The following is an 18917-nucleotide window of genomic DNA, read 5'->3' as shown; positions in this document are numbered from 1 at the left end:
GGCGAGCTGACGCGGGGTGCGGGAGGGGTGGCAGGTGACCGGGTTCATCGGTGCGCGCGAGGAGGGCCCGGGCCAACCGGCGCAGGGCCCGAGCCGGGTGGACGAGGAGGACACGTTCCGCTGGCTGGAGGATCTGGACAGCGCGGCGGCCACCGCCTGGGTGGCGGACCGGAGCGCGGAGACGCTGTCCGCGTACGCCGGGACCGACTCGTACGCGCACCTGCGCGACGGGTTGCGCCAGGTCCTCGACGCCGACGACCGGATCGCCTACCCGACCTGGCGCGGCGAGTTCCTCTACAACCTGTGGCAGGACGCCACCCACCCGCGCGGGCTGTGGCGGCGTACGACGCTGGAGCAGTACCGGACGCCGGACCCGCAGTGGCAGATCCTGCTCGACCTGGACGACCTGGCCCGGCGGGAGTCGGAGAGCTGGGTCTGGCAGGGCGCCGACGTGCTCCCGCCCGACTACCGGCGATGCCTGGTCAGCCTCTCCCGAGGCGGCTCCGACGCCGTCGTCGTACGCGAGTTCGACCTGGTCGAACGGGCCTTCGTCGCGGACGGGTTCGTGCTGCCGGAGGCGAAGAGCGACGTCGGCTGGATCGACTCCGACCATGTTTTTGTCGGCACCGACTTCGGCCCCGGCTCGTTGACCGACTCCGGCTATCCACGGTTGGCCAAGCGGTGGCGGCGCGGGACGCCGCTCGCCGAGGCGGAGGTGGTCTTCGAGGGGCAGCCGGCCGACGTCGCCGTGCAGGCCGGTCACGATCACACCCCCGGCTTCGAGCGCGACTTCGTCTACCGGCTGCACGACTTCTACCGGGCCGAACGGTTCCTGCTGACCGGGGCCGGTGAGCTGGTCCGGATCGAGGTCCCGGACGACGCCCGGACCGACGTCCACCGGGAGTGGCTGCTGATCCGGCTCCGGTCGGACTGGACGGTCGACGGGGTCACGTACCCCGAGGGGGCGGTGCTGGTCACCCGGTTCGCCGACTTCCTCGCCGGTGGGCGGGACCTGACGTTGATCTTCGAGCCCGGACCGACCACCTCGTTGCGCTACCACGCCTGGACCCGCAACCACCTGATCCTGGCGGTGCTCGACGACGTACGGCTGCGGTTGGAGGTGCTCAGCCCGGACGGCGACGGCTGGCGGCGGGCGCTCCTGGACCGGGGTCCGGGGTTCGACCACGCCGACGTGGTGGCCACCAACCCGGACCACACCGACGAGTTCATGCTCTCCACCAGCGGTTTCCTGCAACCGGCCACCCTGCGGTACGGGCAGGTCGGTGCCGAGGTGAGCACGCTCAAGCAGGCACCGTCCTTCTTCGACCCGACCGGCCTGTCGGTACGGCAGTTCTTCGCCACGTCGGCCGACGGCACCCGGGTCCCGTACTTCGTGGTGGGTCCCCCGGACGGTGACCCGGGCCCGACCCTGCTGACCGGGTACGGCGGCTTCGAGGTGTCGATGACACCCGACTACGACGGGATCACCGGCCGGGGCTGGCTGGCCCGGGGCGGCACATACGTGCTGGCGAACATCCGGGGCGGCGGCGAGTACGGCCCACGCTGGCACCTGGCAGCCCTGCGGGAGAACCGACCCAGGGCGTACGAGGACTTCGCCGCCGTGGCGACCGACCTGGTGACCCGGGGGATCACCGAACCCGCTCGGCTGGGCATCGAGGGCGGCAGCAACGGCGGCCTGCTGATGGGGGTGATGCTCACCCGGTATCCGGAGCTGTTCGGGGCGGTCGTCGCCACGGTCCCCCTGCTTGACCTGCGGCGATACCACAAGCTCCTGGCCGGGGCGTCGTGGATGGCCGAGTACGGCGACCCGGACGACGAGGCGGACTGGGCGTACCTGCGGGAGTTCTCGCCGTACCACAACGTCCGGGCGGGTCGGCCGTACCCGCCGGTCCTGTTCGTCACCTCGACCCGCGACGACCGGGTCCATCCCGGTCACGCCCGGAAGATGGTGGCCCGCCTGCGCGAGCACGGTTACGACGTCTCCTACTACGAGAACGTCGAGGGTGGACACGGCGCCGCCGCCGACAATGCCCAACGCGCCGCCAAATGGGCCCTCATCCTGGAGTTCCTCCACCGCCGCCTGACCCACCCCGCGTGACGGGACCGGTCAGCCGGGTAGCCGGTCAGGGCAGGGGGCGGAAGGTGCGGAGGCGGAGGCTGTTGCCGACCACGAAGATCGAGGAGAACGCCATCGCGGCTCCGGCGATCATGGGGTTGAGCAGCCCCGTCGCGGCCAGCGGCAGGGCGGCGACGTTGTAACCGAAGGCCCAGAACAGGTTGCCCTTGATCGTCGCCAGAGTACGCCGGGAGAGCCGGATCGCGTCCGCGGCGGCCATCAGGTCGTCCCGGACCAGGGTCAGGTCGGCGGCCTCGATCGCCACGTCGGTGCCGGTGCCCATGGCGATGCCGAGATCGGCCTGGGCCAGCGCGGCGGCGTCGTTCACCCCGTCGCCGACCATCGCCACCACCCGGCCCTCGTCCTGGAGCCGCTTGACCACGTCGACCTTGTCCGCCGGCAGTACCTCGGCGATCACCTCGTCGATACCGACCTCGGCACCGACCGACCGGGCCGCGCCGGTGTTGTCCCCGGTCAGCAGCACCGGGGTCAGGCCGAGCGCGCGGAGGGCGGCGACCGCTTCGACGCTGGTCGGCCGGACCGCGTCGGCGACCACGAACACCGCCCGGACCCGCCCGTCCCAGCCGGCGAGGACCGCCGTACGACCTTCGGCTTCGGCGTCGGCACGGGCGGTGGCCAGGTGTTCGGGCAGTTCCAGTCCCCGGTCGACGAGCAGGCGTTCCCGCCCCACGGTGAGGTGGTGGCCGTCGACCGTACCGGTGACACCGAGCCCGCCGAGTCCGGCGAAGCCGCCGACCGGGGGCAGCGTGCCGACCCGGTCGACCGCACCGGCCGCGATGGCTCGCGCGATCGGGTGTTCGGAGGCGGCCTCCACCGCACCGACCAGGCGTAACGCCTGGTCGGGCTGCTGGTCGTCGGCGGTGACCACGTCGACCAGGGTCATCCGGCCGGTGGTGACGGTCCCGGTCTTGTCCAGCACGATCGTGTCGACGGTACGGGTGGATTCGAGCACCTGCGGACCCTTGATCAGGATCCCGAGCTGCGCACCCCGTCCCGTGCCGACCAGGAGGGCGGTCGGTGTGGCCAGGCCGAGCGCACACGGGCAGGCGATGATCAGTACGGCGACGGCGGCGGTGATTGCGGCCGACCCGCCCTGACCGGCGCCGATCCACCAACCCAGGGTCGCCACCGACAGCGCGATCACGATCGGCACGAAGATCCCGGAGATCCGGTCGGCGAGCCGTTGCACCTGCGCCTTGCCGGTCTGCGCCTGCTCGACCAGCTTCGCCATCTGGGCGAGCTGGGTGTCCGAGCCGATCCGGGTGGCTCGTACGACGAGCCGGCCGCCGGCGTTGACGGTGGCACCCACCACCGGTTCGCCGGGACCGACCTCCACCGGCACGGATTCCCCGGTGAGCAGGCTGGTGTCGATCGCCGAGGTGCCGTCCTCGATCACCCCGTCAGTGGCGATCTTCTCGCCGGGGCGGACCACGAACCGGTCACCGACCATCAGTTGCTCGACCGGTAGGCGTACCTCGGTTGTGCCGCGCAGCACCGCGACGTCGCGGGCGCCGAGTTCGAGCAGGGCACGCAGCGCGGATCCGGCCCGGCGCTTGGACCGGGCCTCGAAGTAGCGCCCGGCGAGGATGAACAGGGTGACCCCGGCGGCTGCCTCGAAGTAGATGTTGCCGCTGCCGTCGGAGCGGCTGATGTCGAAGCTGAACGGGTGGACCATGCCGGGGGTGCCGGCGGTGCCGAAGAAGAGCGCCCAGAGCGACCAGCCGAAGGCGGCGACGGTGCCGAGCGAGACCAGGGTGTCCATGGTCGCGGCGCCGTGTCGCAGGTTGACCAGGGCGGCCCGGTGGAACGGCAGCCCGCCGTAGACGACAACCGGGGCGGCCAGGGTCAGCGACAGCCACTGCCAGTAGGTGAACTGCCAGGCCGGAACCATCGCCAGCGCGATCACCGGCACGGTCAGGACCAGCGAAACCCACAATCGGGTACGCAGTGCGTGCAGCTCGTCGGCCGGCTCGGTGCCCGTACCGCCCTCGTCGGCGGATCGGGGCGGCGGCGGGAGCTGGGCGGTGTACCCGGTCTTCTCCACGGTGGCGATCAGCTCGGCCACCGTGACGGTGTCGTCGGTGAGGGTGACGGTCGCCTTCTCGGTGGCGTAGTTGACCGTCGCCTCGACGCCGTCGAGCCGGTTGAGTTTCTTCTCGATCCTGGACGCGCACGAGGCGCAGGTCATGCCCCCGATGGTGAGCTGGATCGGTGCGGCGGCCCGGGGTAGGGATCGGCCGGCGGTGGTCATCGCTGATCTCCTAACCGTGGGTCTGGCCGGGTGTGCCGGCGAGCGCGGTGAACGCGGCCGTCCGGACCGTCCCCAGGTGCTGGAAGTCGAGGAAGAGCCGGTACGCCCCGGCGCTGGGCACCTCGACCTGGAAGGTGATGGTCGGTCCGGCGGGGGTCCGCCCGTCCCCGGGCCCGCCCTCGGGATGTACGTGCAGGTAGGCGAGGTCCCCGTCGCGCAGGGCAACCAGATGACCGTACGCCGCGAGGTAGGGCGAGAGGTCGGTGACGGGGGTTCCGTACCTGCTCACGGTCAGGGCGAGGGTGGACGAGGTGCCCGGTACGAGGTCGCCGTCGAGCGTGACGGTGTAGCCGTCGCCGACCGACGCGCTCCGCCCGGCGGCGGGCAGTGGCACCGGCCGGTAGTCACCGGGAGCGGGTAGATCCACCCCGAGCGTGATGTTGTCGGGGTGACCGGCCGGCTGGAAGTCGGCGATGAGGCGGAACTGTCCCGGCGCGTGGACGGCGAGCGGAATCGACCAGGTCCCGTCGCCCGCCATCTCCGGATGCACGTGCTGGAAACCGGTCAGGTCCCGCCGGACCACTATCAGGTGCAGGTCCTTGTCGTGCGTCGGATCGTACGAGGTCACCGGGTTGCCGTCGGGTCCCAGCACGCGGAACGAGAGCTGGTTGGCCGGTCCGGTGGTCAGCGACGCGGTGAGCGGGGTGAGCCGGTAACCGTCCTGGGCCACCTGCAACCCGCCCGGCGGCTGTGCCGGTGTCGCGCTCTGCTCGTTGCCGTGACTCGGTGCCGCCGCGCCGGGGTGACCGTGGTCTGACTGGGCGGGCGGGGCGGATTCGGGCCCGCCCCCGGTCACCTGGCCGGCGCCGAGGGCGGCCCCGAAGACCACCACCAGCCCGGCCAGGTAACCGCCGACCCGGTATCGGGTTTCCATCGGTAGTTAGCTGACCAGCGTGTAGCCGGCCTCGTCGACGGCGGTACGGACCGCGGCCTCGTCGAGGGGCTGGGCGCTGCTGACGGTCACGGCGCCGCTGGCCACGTCGACCCGTACCTCGCTGACGCCGGGCAGGGCGCCGACCTCGGTCTGCACGGAACGGGCGCAGTGGCCGCAGGTCATTCCGGTTACCTGGTATGTCGTCTCCATGTGGAGAACGATACCCGTACCCCCCAGGGGTATCAAGGTGGTCCACGACACTCGGGTTCGGATCGGGATGACGGGGTGGTGGCGGCCTGGCCGTCCGGCGAGCCGTGGCCGGCGGATACGGAACGCGCCGCTCACCGGGGGCGAGCGGCGCGTTCTGCGAGATCAGGGCTCGACCGCCGGTCCCGGCGGTCGAGGGGAGGTCAGCGACCGAGCTGGCGGTACTTCGCCTCGGTCGCTTCCTTCTTCGGCCGCCACCACTTCTCGTTCTGCTGGTACCACTCGATGGTCTGGGCCAGCCCGTCGCGGAAGTTGAGGTACTGCGGCTTCCAACCCAGCTCCGCCTGGAGCTTGCTGGAGTCGATCGCGTACCGCAGGTCGTGGCCGGGGCGGTCGCCGACCATGTCGAACCAGTCGTCCGGGCGCCCCATCAGGCGCAGGATCTCCTGGACCACCACGATGTTGTTCAGCTCGCACTCGGCGCCGATCAGGTACGTCTGACCGATCGTGCCGCGTTCGAGAATCGCGTTCACCGCCGTGTTGTGGTCATGTACGTGAATCCAGTCCCGGACGTTGAGGCCGGAGCCGTAGACCTTGGGGCGGATCCCGTCGATGACGTTGGTGATCTGCCGCGGGATGAACTTCTCGATGTGGTGGAACGGCCCGTAGTTGTTCGAGCAGTGCGAGATCGTGGCGCGGACACCGAACGACCGGATCCAGCCGCGCACCATCAGGTCCGAGCCCGCCTTCGTCGACGAGTACGGGCTCGACGGGTCGAACGGGCTGCCCTCGGTGAATCGCCGGTCCTCGTCCAGCTCCAGATCGCCGAACACCTCGTCGGTGGAGATGTGGTGCAGCCGCTTGTCGTGCCGACGCACGCTCTCCAGGATGTTGAACGTCCCGATGAGGTTCGTCTGCACGAATGGGCTCGGATCCATCACCGAGTTGTCGTTGTGCGACTCGGCCGCGAAATGGACCACCGCGTCGGCCTGCCGTACCAGCTCGTCGACGGTGTCGGCGTCGGTCACCGAGCCGTGCACGAAATTGATCCGGTGCTCCACCTCGGCGAGGCTGCTCCGGTCACCCGCGTAGGTGAGTGCGTCCAGTACGTCGACCTGGAAGTCGAGTGCGTCCACTGCCTGGCGGACGAAGTTTGATCCGATGAATCCCGCACCACCGGTAACCAGTAAACGCATGGGCGCCATGGTAACAGCGCCGGCGTTCACGGAGAGTCAGGCGTAGCGGGGGTCGAGGGCGTCCGTAGCCGCTCCGGTAGCCCTGCTCGTGAGCCGGTCTCACCCCGTACGCGAGGCGTCCCGGGGACGGGTCCGGCGTCGCGGCGACGGTCCGGCCGCACCCCCGGCGGACCGTCGTGGTCCGGGTGGTAGCCCAGGGTGCTGCCGACACCGGTCGAACGGTTGGTCCGACGGACACGGCATTTGCCGCAATAAGAGAGAAATATTCGGTACCGTCGCCTTGGGATGCGGATGGATCGGGACAACTCGGCGGCGCCGTTCTCCGAAGCGGGGGGAGTGCGACCGCTGGCCGAGCTGGTCCACCGCCCGGTCGCGAAGGGGGCACCACGATGGTCGTCCGTGCAGAGAACCGACGCGGTACGCCGGGCAGGCGGGGCCTGCTCACCTCGATCCTCGCCGGCGTGGCGCTCGCGGCAGCCCTGACCCTGGACGTTCCGGTCGCCACCCGTCAGCTCGTGCCGCTCGGCGCGGTAGCCCCGATGGCGGCGCCGGCGCCGGGGGGAACGTCGGGCGGCAACGTGACCTTCGAGGTGCTGCCGCCACAGCCCACCCTCAGTCCCACGGCCAGTCCCACGGTCCCGCCCACTCCCCGGCCCACTCACACGGGAGGACACCTCCCGGTCACCGGGGACGATCCGATGCCGCCCGGTTGGCTGTTCTTCGCCGGCGGACTCCTGCTCGTGCTCGGTGCGCTGACCCTCGCCATCTCCCGGGGCCTGCGCCACCGTCGGTCCTGAGCGGGAAGGGTCACCCGGGTTGCCGCTCTCGTGCGGGGGCAGCGGCTCTCGGGCGCCCGCCGGCTGAACATCGACAGGCCAGCTGACCTGGCATACTCGCCGCTCGTGACGCTTTCGCGCGGCTGGGCGCTCTTCCTGTTCGGGGTCGGCGTATGGACCTGGGTCATCTGGCCGCGATTCGGCCTGGCGATCTGGCAGGACCCCCGATCCTGGTCGACCGGGGAAGTGAGCCAGGGGGATCCGACCAGCTTTCTCTGGGTGCACGCGCTGCTGATCGGCGTCTCGTTGGCGATCGGTACCACCGTCGGCCTGCTCGGTGTCCGCGCCTGGTGGGCGGCCCGCAAAACGACCCGGAACAGCTGAGTACGGGACCGCCCGAGCTCGTCCGGAAATCCAGTCACCATGATCGATTTGGCTCTGAACCAGTCATCCGGTAACTTTTTCCAAGTCAGCGGGGCACCGGACAGGAACTACCGGGAAACGCCGGTGGGAGCAGGACGGCCCGCTAAATCCTCTCGAACGCGCAGGGTGTAGGTTGCTGTGTGCGCAGAGCGGGCCCGATCGAAGTCTGGTCGGGTGGTTGTGAACAAACCGGGAACGCCGGTTTGACTCGGCGGAAACGACCGGGTAGCGTAGTAAAAGCGCCGGGCGGGAACGCCGGGTGATGAACTGGGAGTAAAAAGCCCCGGGTTGTGGGCCCCTTGATTGGGGTTGGCGGTTCGGTGTGTGTTTGTTCTTTGAGAACTCAACAGGGTGCTTGATAAGCCAGTGCCAATTATGATTTAACCCCGGCCGGCTTGCCTGTTCCTTCGGGGGTGGGTTGGTTTGGTTGGATTCCTTTGGCAACTTATTTTGTTGCCGGGACATTTTTTCCACAGTTTTTTGTTGGAGAGTTTGATCCTGGCTCAGGACGAACGCTGGCGGCGTGCTTAACACATGCAAGTCGAGCGGAAAGGCCCTTCGGGGTACTCGAGCGGCGAACGGGTGAGTAACACGTGAGTAACCTGCCCTAGGCTTTGGGATAACCCTCGGAAACGGGGGCTAATACCGGATATGACTTCCTGCCGCATGGTGGGGGGTGGAAAGTTTTTCGGCCTGGGATGGACTCGCGGCCTATCAGCTTGTTGGTGGGGTAATGGCCTACCAAGGCGACGACGGGTAGCCGGCCTGAGAGGGCGACCGGCCACACTGGGACTGAGACACGGCCCAGACTCCTACGGGAGGCAGCAGTGGGGAATATTGCACAATGGGCGGAAGCCTGATGCAGCGACGCCGCGTGAGGGATGACGGCCTTCGGGTTGTAAACCTCTTTCAGCAGGGACGAAGCGAGAGTGACGGTACCTGCAGAAGAAGCACCGGCCAACTACGTGCCAGCAGCCGCGGTAAGACGTAGGGTGCGAGCGTTGTCCGGATTTATTGGGCGTAAAGAGCTCGTAGGCGGCTTGTCGCGTCGACTGTGAAAACCCGCGGCTCAACCGCGGGCTTGCAGCCGATACGGGCAGGCTAGAGTTCGGTAGGGGAGACTGGAATTCCTGGTGTAGCGGTGAAATGCGCAGATATCAGGAGGAACACCGGTGGCGAAGGCGGGTCTCTGGGCCGATACTGACGCTGAGGAGCGAAAGCGTGGGGAGCGAACAGGATTAGATACCCTGGTAGTCCACGCTGTAAACGTTGGGCGCTAGGTGTGGGGGGCCTCTCCGGTTCTCTGTGCCGCAGCTAACGCATTAAGCGCCCCGCCTGGGGAGTACGGCCGCAAGGCTAAAACTCAAAGGAATTGACGGGGGCCCGCACAAGCGGCGGAGCATGCGGATTAATTCGATGCAACGCGAAGAACCTTACCTGGGTTTGACATGGGCGGAAATCCGGCAGAGATGTCGGGTCCTTCGGGGCCGTTCACAGGTGGTGCATGGCTGTCGTCAGCTCGTGTCGTGAGATGTTGGGTTAAGTCCCGCAACGAGCGCAACCCTCGTTCGATGTTGCCAGCGCGTTATGGCGGGGACTCATCGAAGACTGCCGGGGTCAACTCGGAGGAAGGTGGGGATGACGTCAAGTCATCATGCCCCTTATGTCCAGGGCTTCACGCATGCTACAATGGCCGGTACAATGGGCTGCGATACCGTGAGGTGGAGCGAATCCCAAAAAGCCGGTCTCAGTTCGGATCGGGGTCTGCAACTCGACCCCGTGAAGTCGGAGTCGCTAGTAATCGCAGATCAGCAACGCTGCGGTGAATACGTTCCCGGGCCTTGTACACACCGCCCGTCACGTCACGAAAGTCGGCAACACCCGAAGCCGGTGGCCCAACCCTTGTGGAGGGAGCCGTCGAAGGTGGGGCTGGCGATTGGGACGAAGTCGTAACAAGGTAGCCGTACCGGAAGGTGCGGCTGGATCACCTCCTTTCTAAGGAGCACCTGCCCGCGAAAGTGGGTTAGGAGCCCGCGCCACCCGTACGTGGTGGTGGGGTGCTCAGATGGCGGAGACACTGGTGAGTTCACTGTCGGCAACGGCCGTCCGATCGCTAGTACAGCTGTGACCCTGAGAGGGGTTGTGGTGGGAATGTGGTTGGTGGTGCGGCTGGTGGTGAATGATAAGCATCCTGTTGGGTCCTGAAGGAACAAACACGGTGTGTTTGTTGTTTCGGGTTGCCAGGCATGGCCTGTCATCGCAAACGGATTCCCGGAGCCAGGTTTTCTGGTGGTGGGGTTTGGTGTGGTGGTTGTGGGTTGTGGGTTGGTCGTTTGTTGAGAATTGCACAGTGGACGCGAGCATCTTTGTGGTCAAGTTGTCAAGGGCGAACGGTGGATGCCTTGGCACCAGGAGCCGATGAAGGACGTGGGAGGCCGCGATAGGCCTGGGGGAGCTGTCAACCTAGCTGTGATCCCAGGGTGTCCGAATGGGGGAACCCGGCAGCAGTCATGTGCTGTCACCTGCACCTGAACACATAGGGTGTATGGAGGGAACGCGGGGAAGTGAAACATCTCAGTACCCGTAGGAAGAGAAAACAATAGTGATTCCGTGAGTAGTGGCGAGCGAAAGCGGATTTGGGCTAAACCGGCTGCGTGTGATACCTGTCAGGGGTTGCGTGGTTGGGGTTGTGGGACTCTGCTGATTCAACTGACATTGGGTCGAGAAGTGATAAAACCAGTTGCTAGCCGAATGGTGTGGGAAAGCCAACCGTAGACGGTGAGAGTCCGGTAGGTGAAAGTGGCTGGTCTTCTGTGGATGTTCCCGAGTAGCGGCGGACCCCTGTAATCTGCCGTGAATCTGCCAGGACCACCTGGTAAGCCTAAATACTTCCTGGTGACCGATAGCGGACTAGTACCGTGAGGGAATGGTGAAAAGTACCCCGGGAGGGGAGTGAAATAGTACCTGAAACCGTTCGCCTACAATCCGTCGGAGCCTTTAGGGGTGACGGCGTGCCTTTTGAAGAATGAGCCTGCGAGTTAGTGGCATGTGGCGAGGTTAACCCGTGTGGGGTAGCCGTAGCGAAAGCGAGTCTGAATAGGGCGTTCAGTCGCGTGTCCTAGACCCGAAGCGGAGTGATCTAGCCATGGGCAGGCTGAAGCGTGGGTAAGACCGCGTGGAGGGCCGAACCCACCAACGTTGAAAAGTTGGGGGATGACCTGTGGTTAGGGGTGAAAGGCCAATCAAACTCCGTGATAGCTGGTTCTCCCCGAAATGCATTTAGGTGCAGCGTCGCGTGTTTCTTGCCGGAGGTAGAGCACTGGATGGTCTAGGGGGCCCACAAGCTTACCGAAATCAGCCAAACTCCGAATGCCGGTAAGTGAGAGCGCGGCAGTGAGACTGCGGGGGATAAGCTTCGTAGTCGAGAGGGAAACAGCCCAGATCACCAGCTAAGGCCCCTAAGCGTGTGCTAAGTGGAAAAGGATGTGGGGTCGCATAGACAACCAGGAGGTTGGCTTAGAAGCAGCCACCCTTTAAAGAGTGCGTAATAGCTCACTGGTCAAGTGGTTCCGCGCCGACAATGTAGCGGGGCTCAAGTACACCGCCGAAGCTGTGGCATTCATATTTTACTTCGCGTGTTCTTTCGAGAGCGCGTGCAGGTGTGTGGATGGGTAGGGGAGCGTCGTGCCGCGGGTGAAGCAGCGGAGTGATCCAGTTGTGGACGCGGCACGAGTGAGAATGCAGGCATGAGTAGCGAAAGAAGGGTGAGAAACCCTTCCGCCGGATGACCAAGGGTTCCAGGGCCAGGCTAATCCGCCCTGGGTGAGTCGGGACCTAAGGCGAGGCCGAGAGGCGTAGTCGATGGACAACGGGTTGATATTCCCGTACCCGCGAAAGAGCGTCCGTGGTGAACCTCATTGTGCTAACTCCTTGATCTGAGGCCGGCTTTCGGGTTGGTTTTGGTGATTTGAGGAACCTGGTGGGTAGTAGTCAAGCGATGGGGTGACGCAGGAAGGTAGCTGAGCCCGGCCGGTGGTTGTGCCGGGGTAAGCGTGTAGGCCGTGTCGTAGGCAAATCCGCGACGCATTAAGGCTGAGACGTGATGCCGAGCCGATTCAGGTGAAGTCAGTGATCCTATGCTGCCGAGAAAAGCCTCTAGCGAGTTCTTAGCGGCCCGTACCCCAAACCGACACAGGTGGTCAGGTAGAGAATACCGAGGCGATCGGGCGAACTGTGGTTAAGGAACTCGGCAAATTGCCCCCGTAACTTAGGGAGAAGGGGGGCCGGAGACGTGAAGCCCCTTGCGGGTGGAGCGTTGTATGGCCGCAGAGAGCAGGGGGAAGCGACTGTTTACTAAAAACACAGGTCCATGCGAAGAAGTAATTCGATGTATATGGACTGACGCCTGCCCGGTGCTGGAACGTTAAGGGGACCGGTTAGTCTTTCGGGGCGAAGCTGAGAACTTAAGCGCCAGTAAACGGCGGTGGTAACTATAACCATCCTAAGGTAGCGAAATTCCTTGTCGGGTAAGTTCCGACCTGCACGAATGGCGTAACGACTTCCCCACTGTCTCAACCACAGGCCCGGCGAAATTGCATTACGAGTAAAGATGCTCGTTACGCGCGGCAGGACGGAAAGACCCCGGGACCTTTACTATAGCTTGACATTGGTATCCGAATTAGCTTGTGTAGGATAGGTGGGAGCCGGTGAAGTCCATACGCCAGTATGGGTGGAGGCAATCTTGAAATACCACTCTGGTTGATTTGGGTATCTAACTTCGGACCGTGATCCGGTTCAGGGACAGTGTCTGGTGGGTAGTTTAACTGGGGCGGTTGCCTCCTAAAATGTAACGGAGGCGCCCAAAGGTTCCCTCAGCCTGGTTGGCAATCAGGTGTTGAGTGCAAGTACACAAGGGAGCTTGACTGTGAGACTGACAGGTCGAGCAGGGACGAAAGTCGGGACTAGTGATCCGGCACTTGCGAGTGGAAGCGGTGTCGCTCAACGGATAAAAGGTACCCCGGGGATAACAGGCTGATCTTCCCCAAGAGTCCATATCGACGGGATGGTTTGGCACCTCGATGTCGGCTCGTCGCATCCTGGGGCTGTAGCAGGTCCCAAGGGTTGGGCTGTTCGCCCATTAAAGCGGTACGCGAGCTGGGTTTAGAACGTCGTGAGACAGTTCGGTCCCTATCCGCCGTGCGCGTAGGATACTTGAGAAGGGCTGTCCCTAGTACGAGAGGACCGGGACGGACGAACCTCTGGTGTGCCAGTTGTCCCGCCAGGGGCACGGCTGGTTGGCTACGTTCGGAAGGGATAACCGCTGAAAGCATCTAAGCGGGAAGCCTGCTTCAAGATGAGGTATCCCACCCACTTTGTGGGGTAAGGCCCCCAGCTAGACTACTGGGTTGATAGGCCGGAGATGTAAGCTCGGTAACGGGTTGAGTTGACCGGTACTAATAGGCCGAGGACTTGATTACTAAGGTGCTACGCGTCCACTGTGTGATTCCCGACAAACGAACAATCACCCCGTATGGGTTGAGGTTGTTTGTTAAGTCGATAGTGTTACGGCGGTTATAGCGGTGGGGAAACGCCCGGTTACATTCCGAACCCGGAAGCTAAGCCCTCCAGCGCCGATGGTACTGCACTCGGGAGGGTGTGGGAGAGTAGGACGCCGCCGGACTTCTTTCTAGTTAGGGCCACCCTTCGGGGTGGCCCTAACTTGTTTTCCACCCCGAATGCCCGAGCCGCATGTGACGTCAGGGACGGGTGCGACTGCCCTGGTGGAAGCTCATCCCGTACGGGTGACGTGGCCGAGGCGGCAACGGGGAGGCTGCCTGCCGGGGAAGGAGGCTCATCCTGGCCGGGTGGGGCGCCCTCCCACCGCGCTCGACGCGATAGGGGGCCGCAGTGAAGCCGTATGTCACCATCCTGGCCGGCAACGCCTTCGTGGTCAGCGACGGTCGCGGCGACATCGAACCCTCGGCGCTCGTACCGACCGGGATGTTCTCGTTCGACCAGCGTTTTCTGTCCGAGTGGAAACTGACCGTCAACGGTGAGCGTCTGCACGCCCTCTCCGTCGACGACCTCCAGTACTACGAATCGCGGTTCTTCCTCGTACCCGGAGAACCGACCCACTACCTCGACGCCAAGGTCTCCGTCATCCGGCACCGGAGGCTCAGCGGAGGGCTCCAGGAGGAACTGACCGTACTGAACCACCGGGGCGAGACGGTCGATTTCACCGTACGGCTGGACATGGCGGCCGACTTCGTCGACGTGTTCGAACTCAAGCAGTCCCTGGCCACGAAGCGCGAGACGTCGGTGGTGGTCGAGGACGGCTACCTCCGCCTCCGTTACGTCCGGGACAGCTACGTACGGGAAGCGCTGGTGTCGTCGAGCGCCCCGGCCGACATCGACGAACATGGGATGACGTTCCGGCTCCGGCTGGCGCCGCACGGGCAGTGGACGACCCTGCTGACGGTAACCGCCCACCTGCCCGGCCAAGGTGGGAAGGACACCCGGGACCTCCTGGACACCCACCGGGCCGCGGTGAACCCGGAGACACAGCGGGATCTCGAATCATGGCTCGCCGGTGCGCCACAGCTCGGGTGCGACGACGCCGCGCTGGCAACGGCGTACCGGCGAGGGCTGATCGACCTGGCGGCGGTCCAGTTCGGTGCGCTCGCCACCGGCGCGAACCTGATCGCCGCCGGAACACCCTGGTTCATGACCTTCTACGGTCGGGACAGCATCCTGACCTCCATCCAGGCCATGGCGTTCACACCACAGCTCGCGGTCGGCACGCTGAACACCTTCGCCGCGACGCAGGCCACCGTGTTCGACGACTTCCGGGAGAAGGAACCCGGCAAGATCCTGCACGAGTTCCGGTACGGGGAGTCGGCCGCGTTCGAGGAGCAGCCGCACTCGCCGTACTTCGGTGCGGCCGACTCGACTCCCCTGTTCGTGATCCTGCTCGACGAGTACGAGCGCTGGACCGGGGACGTGGAACTCGTCCGCCGGCTCGAGCACGAGACACGGGCGGCTTTGCACTGGATCGACGCGTACGGCGACCTGCTCGGGAACGGCTACATCTCGTACGAGCGCCGCAACACCGCCAGCGGGCTGGAAAACCAGTGCTGGAAGGACTCCCCCGACTCGATCTCGTACCGGGACGGGAGACTGCCGTCGTTCCCCCGGGCCACCTGCGAACTACAGGGTTACGCGTACGACGCGAAGATGCGCGGGGCCCGGCTGGCCCGACGGATCTGGCACGACCCGATCTACGCCGACCGGCTCGAGGCAGAGGCGGCCGACCTGAAGGCCCGGTTCAACCGGGACTTCTGGATCGAGGACGGCCAGTACTACGCCCTGGCGTTGGACGCCGAGGGCGGCCAGGTCGACGCGTTGTCGTCGAACATGGGCCACCTGCTCTGGAGCGGAATCGTCGACCCGCCGCGCGCGGCCAAGGTGGCCGAGCACCTCCTCGGCCCGCGTCTCTTTTCCGGCTGGGGGGTACGCACCCTCGCCGAAGGGGAGGAGCGGTACAACCCGACCGGCTACCACACGGGGGCGATCTGGCCGTTCGACAACTCGTTCATCGCCCTCGGCCTGCGCCGGTACGGCTTCAACGAGGAGGCCGGGCGGATCGCCTCCGCGATGATCGACGCCTCGCAGTACTTCGACGGGCGGCTGCCGCAACTCTTCGCCGGGTACGACCGGAGCCTGACCAAGTATCCGGTGCAGTACCCGACCAACTGGAGCCCGCACGCCTGGTCGGCCGGCACCCCGATGATGCTGATCCGGGTGCTGCTCGGTCTCGAACCGCACGACAACCACCTGGTGGTCGACCCGGCCCTGCCACAGGGGATGGGGCGGATCGAGCTGCTCGACGTACCGGGGCGGTGGGGGCGGCTGGACGCGTTCGGTCGGGACCGGGTGGAGAGCCAGCGTCGGCGGTCCGGGCGGGGTGGGCGCCGGGGCAGGGGCAACGTGGTCGCACCCTGAGCGCCCGTACACGAAACGGCGGCCGGACCGGGAGGTTGTCCCGGACCGGCCGCCGTTTGACGTACGGTCAGCCGCCGAGGCTCGCGGCGGCCGAGGCGATCGCCGAGGCGAAGTAGCTCACCTGGGTGTAGACGCCCGGGTAGTTGGGGCGGGCGCAGCCGTTGCCCCAACTCACGATGCCCACCTGGACCCAGGCGTTGTTGGCGCCCCGACGGAACATCGGGCCACCCGAGTCGCCCTGGCAGGTGTCGGTGCCACCGCTGGCGAAGCCGGCGCAGATCTCCTCGGCGACGATGACATCGCCGCCGTACTGGGAGTCACAGGTGCTGTCGGCGACGAACGGCACGGTCGCCTTCAGCAGGTAACGCTGCTGCGCCCCGCCCTCGCGGGCAGCGCCCCAACCGGCGACGGTGAACGTGCCGGAGTCGTACGCGGTGCTGGTGGCGATCGGCAGGGTGGACAGGCTGGTGACCGGCGTCGCGAGCCGGATCAGCGCCCAGTCCTTGCCGTTGCCGTTGTAACCCGGCGCCCGGAGGACGTAGTTGGAGCGGACCGTGATCCGGCTGGACGACTGGAGGTCGACCGCGCCGAGGGTCGCCGTGATGCTGGTGTTGGTGCCGGTGGCGCCGACGCAGTGCGCGGCGGTCAGGACCAGCCGCGGGCTGTAGAGGGCACCGCCGCAGCCCATCGAGAGCCGGACCATGAACGGGAACTCGCCCTGGGCGGCCCGTGTGCCGCCGACGACCAGCGGGGTCACGTCGCCCTCCGGTGCGGCGGAGGCGGGTGCGACCAGTGCGAGGCTGCCGACGGTTACCGCGGTCAACGCGGCAGCCGCCAGGCCGGTGAGCTTGCGCCAGCGAACCATGGGATCCCTCTCCAAGCAAAGGATTGGCGCGCCTTGTGGGCGCGCGCAGATCACGTTGCCGGCAGCGTATGGAAGCCAGCCGATGTATCGCAATGCTTCGATGTCATCCCGGTTGTGTCATACCTTCGAGCGAGGGTTGCGGGGTCAGCTCGGCTTCTTGGCGCAGACGTAGCGGGGCTCGGCGTCGTACCGCCAGGTGAACTTCTCCCGCTTCAGCTCCTTGCCGTCCTTGTTGAAGACCCGGAACGCGTCCTGGGTGAAGCCGTCGATGCCGCTGGTGGCGATGCAGGACGGGCCGGGGTCCAGGTGGATCAGCTTCGGCTTGGTGATGTTGCGGCGGGGGCCGTAGACCGTCTTGACGCTGTCGTACACCTTGGTGCTCCAGATCGACACGGTGATCGTGTCGTTGGTCCACGAGGTGTCGATGAGGACGCCGTGCTCGGTGTCGTTGCGGAACTTGAAGTCCAGGTCCGGGTAGAAGATCGTCGACTCGATCACCGCCGGGTACCGGTCGAACCAGTACGAGTGCGGCTTGTGCTCCACGTCCTCCAGGCCGGCGTAGTACGTGGCGTTGAAGATGGTGGTGGTGAACTGCGAGGCCCCGCCGCCGACGCCCGGAACCAGTTTGCCGTCGAGGATGACCGGGGCGTCCTTGTAGCCCTGCGCGTAGCTGCGCTCGCCGGTGTGCTTGTTCAGGGAGAACGTCTCGCCGGGCTTCACCACCGCACCGTCGACCTCCTTGGCGATCGTCACGATGTTGTGACTGCGCGGGGAGGAGAGCCCACCGGTGAACTTGGTGGAGAAGGTCGAGACCTGTTCCTTGATGCCCAACTTGGCCATCGCGTCCGTACTGGTCTTCGGCTCGACCGGCTTGAGGACACCCTTGACCTCACGTGCGTCGGCGCGCGGCAGCACCGCCAGCAGGTCCCGGCTCAGCGCCGCGGTGTCCACCGCCTGCCCGCCGGTGCTCGCCACCACCTGGGGCTTGCCGCCCTGGAGGGCGACGGTGGCCTCCTTCGGCTTGACCTCGACCTTCGCGAGCTGGGTGGTGAGCGCGGCCTGGAGCTTCTTCTCGTCCACCGCCGGTGCGATCTTGCCGGTCTTGTCGGCGTTCAGGAGCAGGCTCTTCGCGATCGCGGCCGGCGGAATGGTGAACGAACCGCGTTCGGTGGTGACCGTGACCGGCGCCGCGACGGCCGGCTTCGCCAGCTCGTTGACGAGCTTGTCGACATCTTCCTTCGTGGTGGTCGGATGCGCCTCGACCAGCGGTACGACCACCGGCTGACCGCTCAGCCAGCCCGTACGCAGTGCCTCCGCCGACTGCTGCGGGTCCAGGTCCTGACCCGGCGACGGGTAGTTCGGCTTCGGGGTGGTGCCCTGGAAGACGATGGACGGCGGGGTCATCGGGCGGCCGGTCTTCCCGGCCGTCTTGCGCAGTTCCGTGTCGAGTAGGCCGGGGTCGACGGTCACCACCGGCTCGACGGTGCGGGACTTGAAGAGCAGGTCTACCGGTCCCGCACCGGCGCCGATCGTCGCTTCGACGGTGGCGGTCACGTCCACGGCCAGCCCGACGTCGATCGGCTTGAACTCGGCCGTCTGGTCGCCGATCCGTACCGAGACGGGGGCGGCGAAGGTGTCCGCCCGCCGCTCCAACTCGGCCCGGAGCAGGGCAGCCGCCGTCGCCTTGGACTTGCCGCCCAGGTCGACGCCGAGCACCTCGGTGCCGCGCGGCACCTCGCCGCTGTACGCGTACCCCGCGGTGCCGCCGATCGCGGCCAGCACGGCGGCGACCAGGCCGCCCGCGACGAGCGCCGTGCGCCGCCCCCGGCGGGACTTCGGCTCGATCGGAGCGCCGGCCGGGTCCTCGCCCTGCTCGGGTGCGCCGAAGGTCATGAAGTCCGGCTGTTGCGGCTCGGGGGCCGACCCGGTCACGGGTCCACCGACCTGCTGCGGCACCGCCGAGATCTCGGTGGTCGGTGTCTCGCCGGCGGGGGGTCTCTTCGCGCCGTACAGGCTCACAGGTCAACCTCGATCAGGGGAAGGGCGGGGGGTGGGTCGGTAGGCAAGCCCGCGTGGTGACACGACCCGGAGGCCTACGGTAGCCAA

General features: G+C 66.3%; 10 protein-coding genes and 3 rRNA genes. 7 read left to right on the top strand and 6 right to left on the bottom strand.

All coding sequences use genetic code 11. The annotated features are described in order from the left end of the window. The first annotated feature begins 34 nt into the window (after positions 1 to 34). Positions 35 to 2119, top strand: coding sequence for a prolyl oligopeptidase family serine peptidase (locus OIE47_RS12800; protein WP_326561714.1), 2085 nt, complete (start codon positions 35 to 37; stop codon positions 2117 to 2119). A 25-nt stretch (positions 2120 to 2144) separates the two neighbouring features. Here the strand turns inward: OIE47_RS12800 and OIE47_RS12795 are convergent, their stop codons facing one another. From OIE47_RS12795 to rfbB, 4 genes are all read right to left on the bottom strand, one after another. Beyond that, positions 2145 to 4409, bottom strand: a complete 2265-nt coding sequence (locus OIE47_RS12795) for a heavy metal translocating P-type ATPase (protein ID WP_326561713.1) — start codon at positions 4407 to 4409, stop codon at positions 2145 to 2147. A 10-nt stretch (positions 4410 to 4419) separates the two neighbouring features. Beyond that, entirely contained in the window at positions 4420 to 5343 is a 924-nt protein-coding gene (locus OIE47_RS12790; protein ID WP_326561712.1) for a hypothetical protein, read from the bottom strand. A 6-nt stretch (positions 5344 to 5349) separates the two neighbouring features. Beyond that, positions 5350 to 5553, bottom strand: coding sequence for a heavy-metal-associated domain-containing protein (locus tag OIE47_RS12785; protein WP_326561711.1), 204 nt, complete (start codon positions 5551 to 5553; stop codon positions 5350 to 5352). A 200-nt stretch (positions 5554 to 5753) separates the two neighbouring features. After that, positions 5754 to 6746 carry a dTDP-glucose 4,6-dehydratase gene (gene rfbB / locus OIE47_RS12780; RefSeq protein WP_326561710.1) on the bottom strand — a complete coding sequence of 331 codons (993 nt, stop codon included), beginning with the start codon at positions 6744 to 6746 and terminating at the stop codon, positions 5754 to 5756. Positions 6747 to 7135: 389 nt separating this feature from the next. Between rfbB and OIE47_RS12775 the strand changes: the two genes are divergently transcribed. From OIE47_RS12775 to OIE47_RS12750, 6 genes are all read left to right on the top strand, one after another. Beyond that, positions 7136 to 7543 (top strand): hypothetical protein, encoded by a 408-nt coding sequence (locus tag OIE47_RS12775; protein ID WP_326561709.1) that lies wholly within the window; start codon positions 7136 to 7138, stop codon positions 7541 to 7543. Between the two features lie 105 nt (positions 7544 to 7648). Further along, a complete protein-coding gene (locus tag OIE47_RS12770) occupies positions 7649 to 7906 on the top strand; it encodes an SCO4848 family membrane protein (RefSeq protein WP_326561708.1) in 258 nt (85 codons plus the stop codon). A 519-nt stretch (positions 7907 to 8425) separates the two neighbouring features. Then, positions 8426 to 9940: ribosomal RNA gene (locus tag OIE47_RS12765) — 16S ribosomal RNA — on the top strand. A gap of 375 nt (positions 9941 to 10315) precedes the next feature. Continuing rightward, positions 10316 to 13422, top strand: a 23S ribosomal RNA gene (locus tag OIE47_RS12760). An 86-nt stretch (positions 13423 to 13508) separates the two neighbouring features. Beyond that, positions 13509 to 13625, top strand: a 5S ribosomal RNA gene (gene rrf / locus OIE47_RS12755). The 16S, 23S and 5S rRNA genes sit together here, the layout of an rRNA operon. A 227-nt stretch (positions 13626 to 13852) precedes the next feature. After that, the gene (locus OIE47_RS12750; protein WP_326561707.1) at positions 13853 to 15946 is read left to right on the top strand and encodes an amylo-alpha-1,6-glucosidase; all 2094 of its coding nucleotides are present in this window, start codon (positions 13853 to 13855) and stop codon (positions 15944 to 15946) included. Positions 15947 to 16013: 67 nt separating this feature from the next. Here OIE47_RS12750 and OIE47_RS12745 read toward each other — a convergent pair whose 3' ends face one another. Further along, complete coding sequence (locus OIE47_RS12745; protein WP_326561706.1) at positions 16014 to 16811, bottom strand: S1 family peptidase; 798 nt, start codon at positions 16809 to 16811, stop codon at positions 16014 to 16016. 144 nt (positions 16812 to 16955) lie between these two features. Further along, positions 16956 to 18830 (bottom strand): VanW family protein, encoded by a 1875-nt coding sequence (locus OIE47_RS12740; RefSeq protein WP_326561705.1) that lies wholly within the window; start codon positions 18828 to 18830, stop codon positions 16956 to 16958. Positions 18831 to 18917 lie beyond the last annotated feature (87 nt).

The sequence above is a fragment of the Micromonospora sp. NBC_01796 genome (assembly GCF_035917455.1).
In the GTDB taxonomy this organism is placed as follows: Bacteria; Actinomycetota; Actinomycetes; order Mycobacteriales; family Micromonosporaceae; genus Micromonospora_G.
Note: the sequence above shows the minus strand (reverse complement) of the source record. Positions and strands in the feature narration are given on the sequence as shown.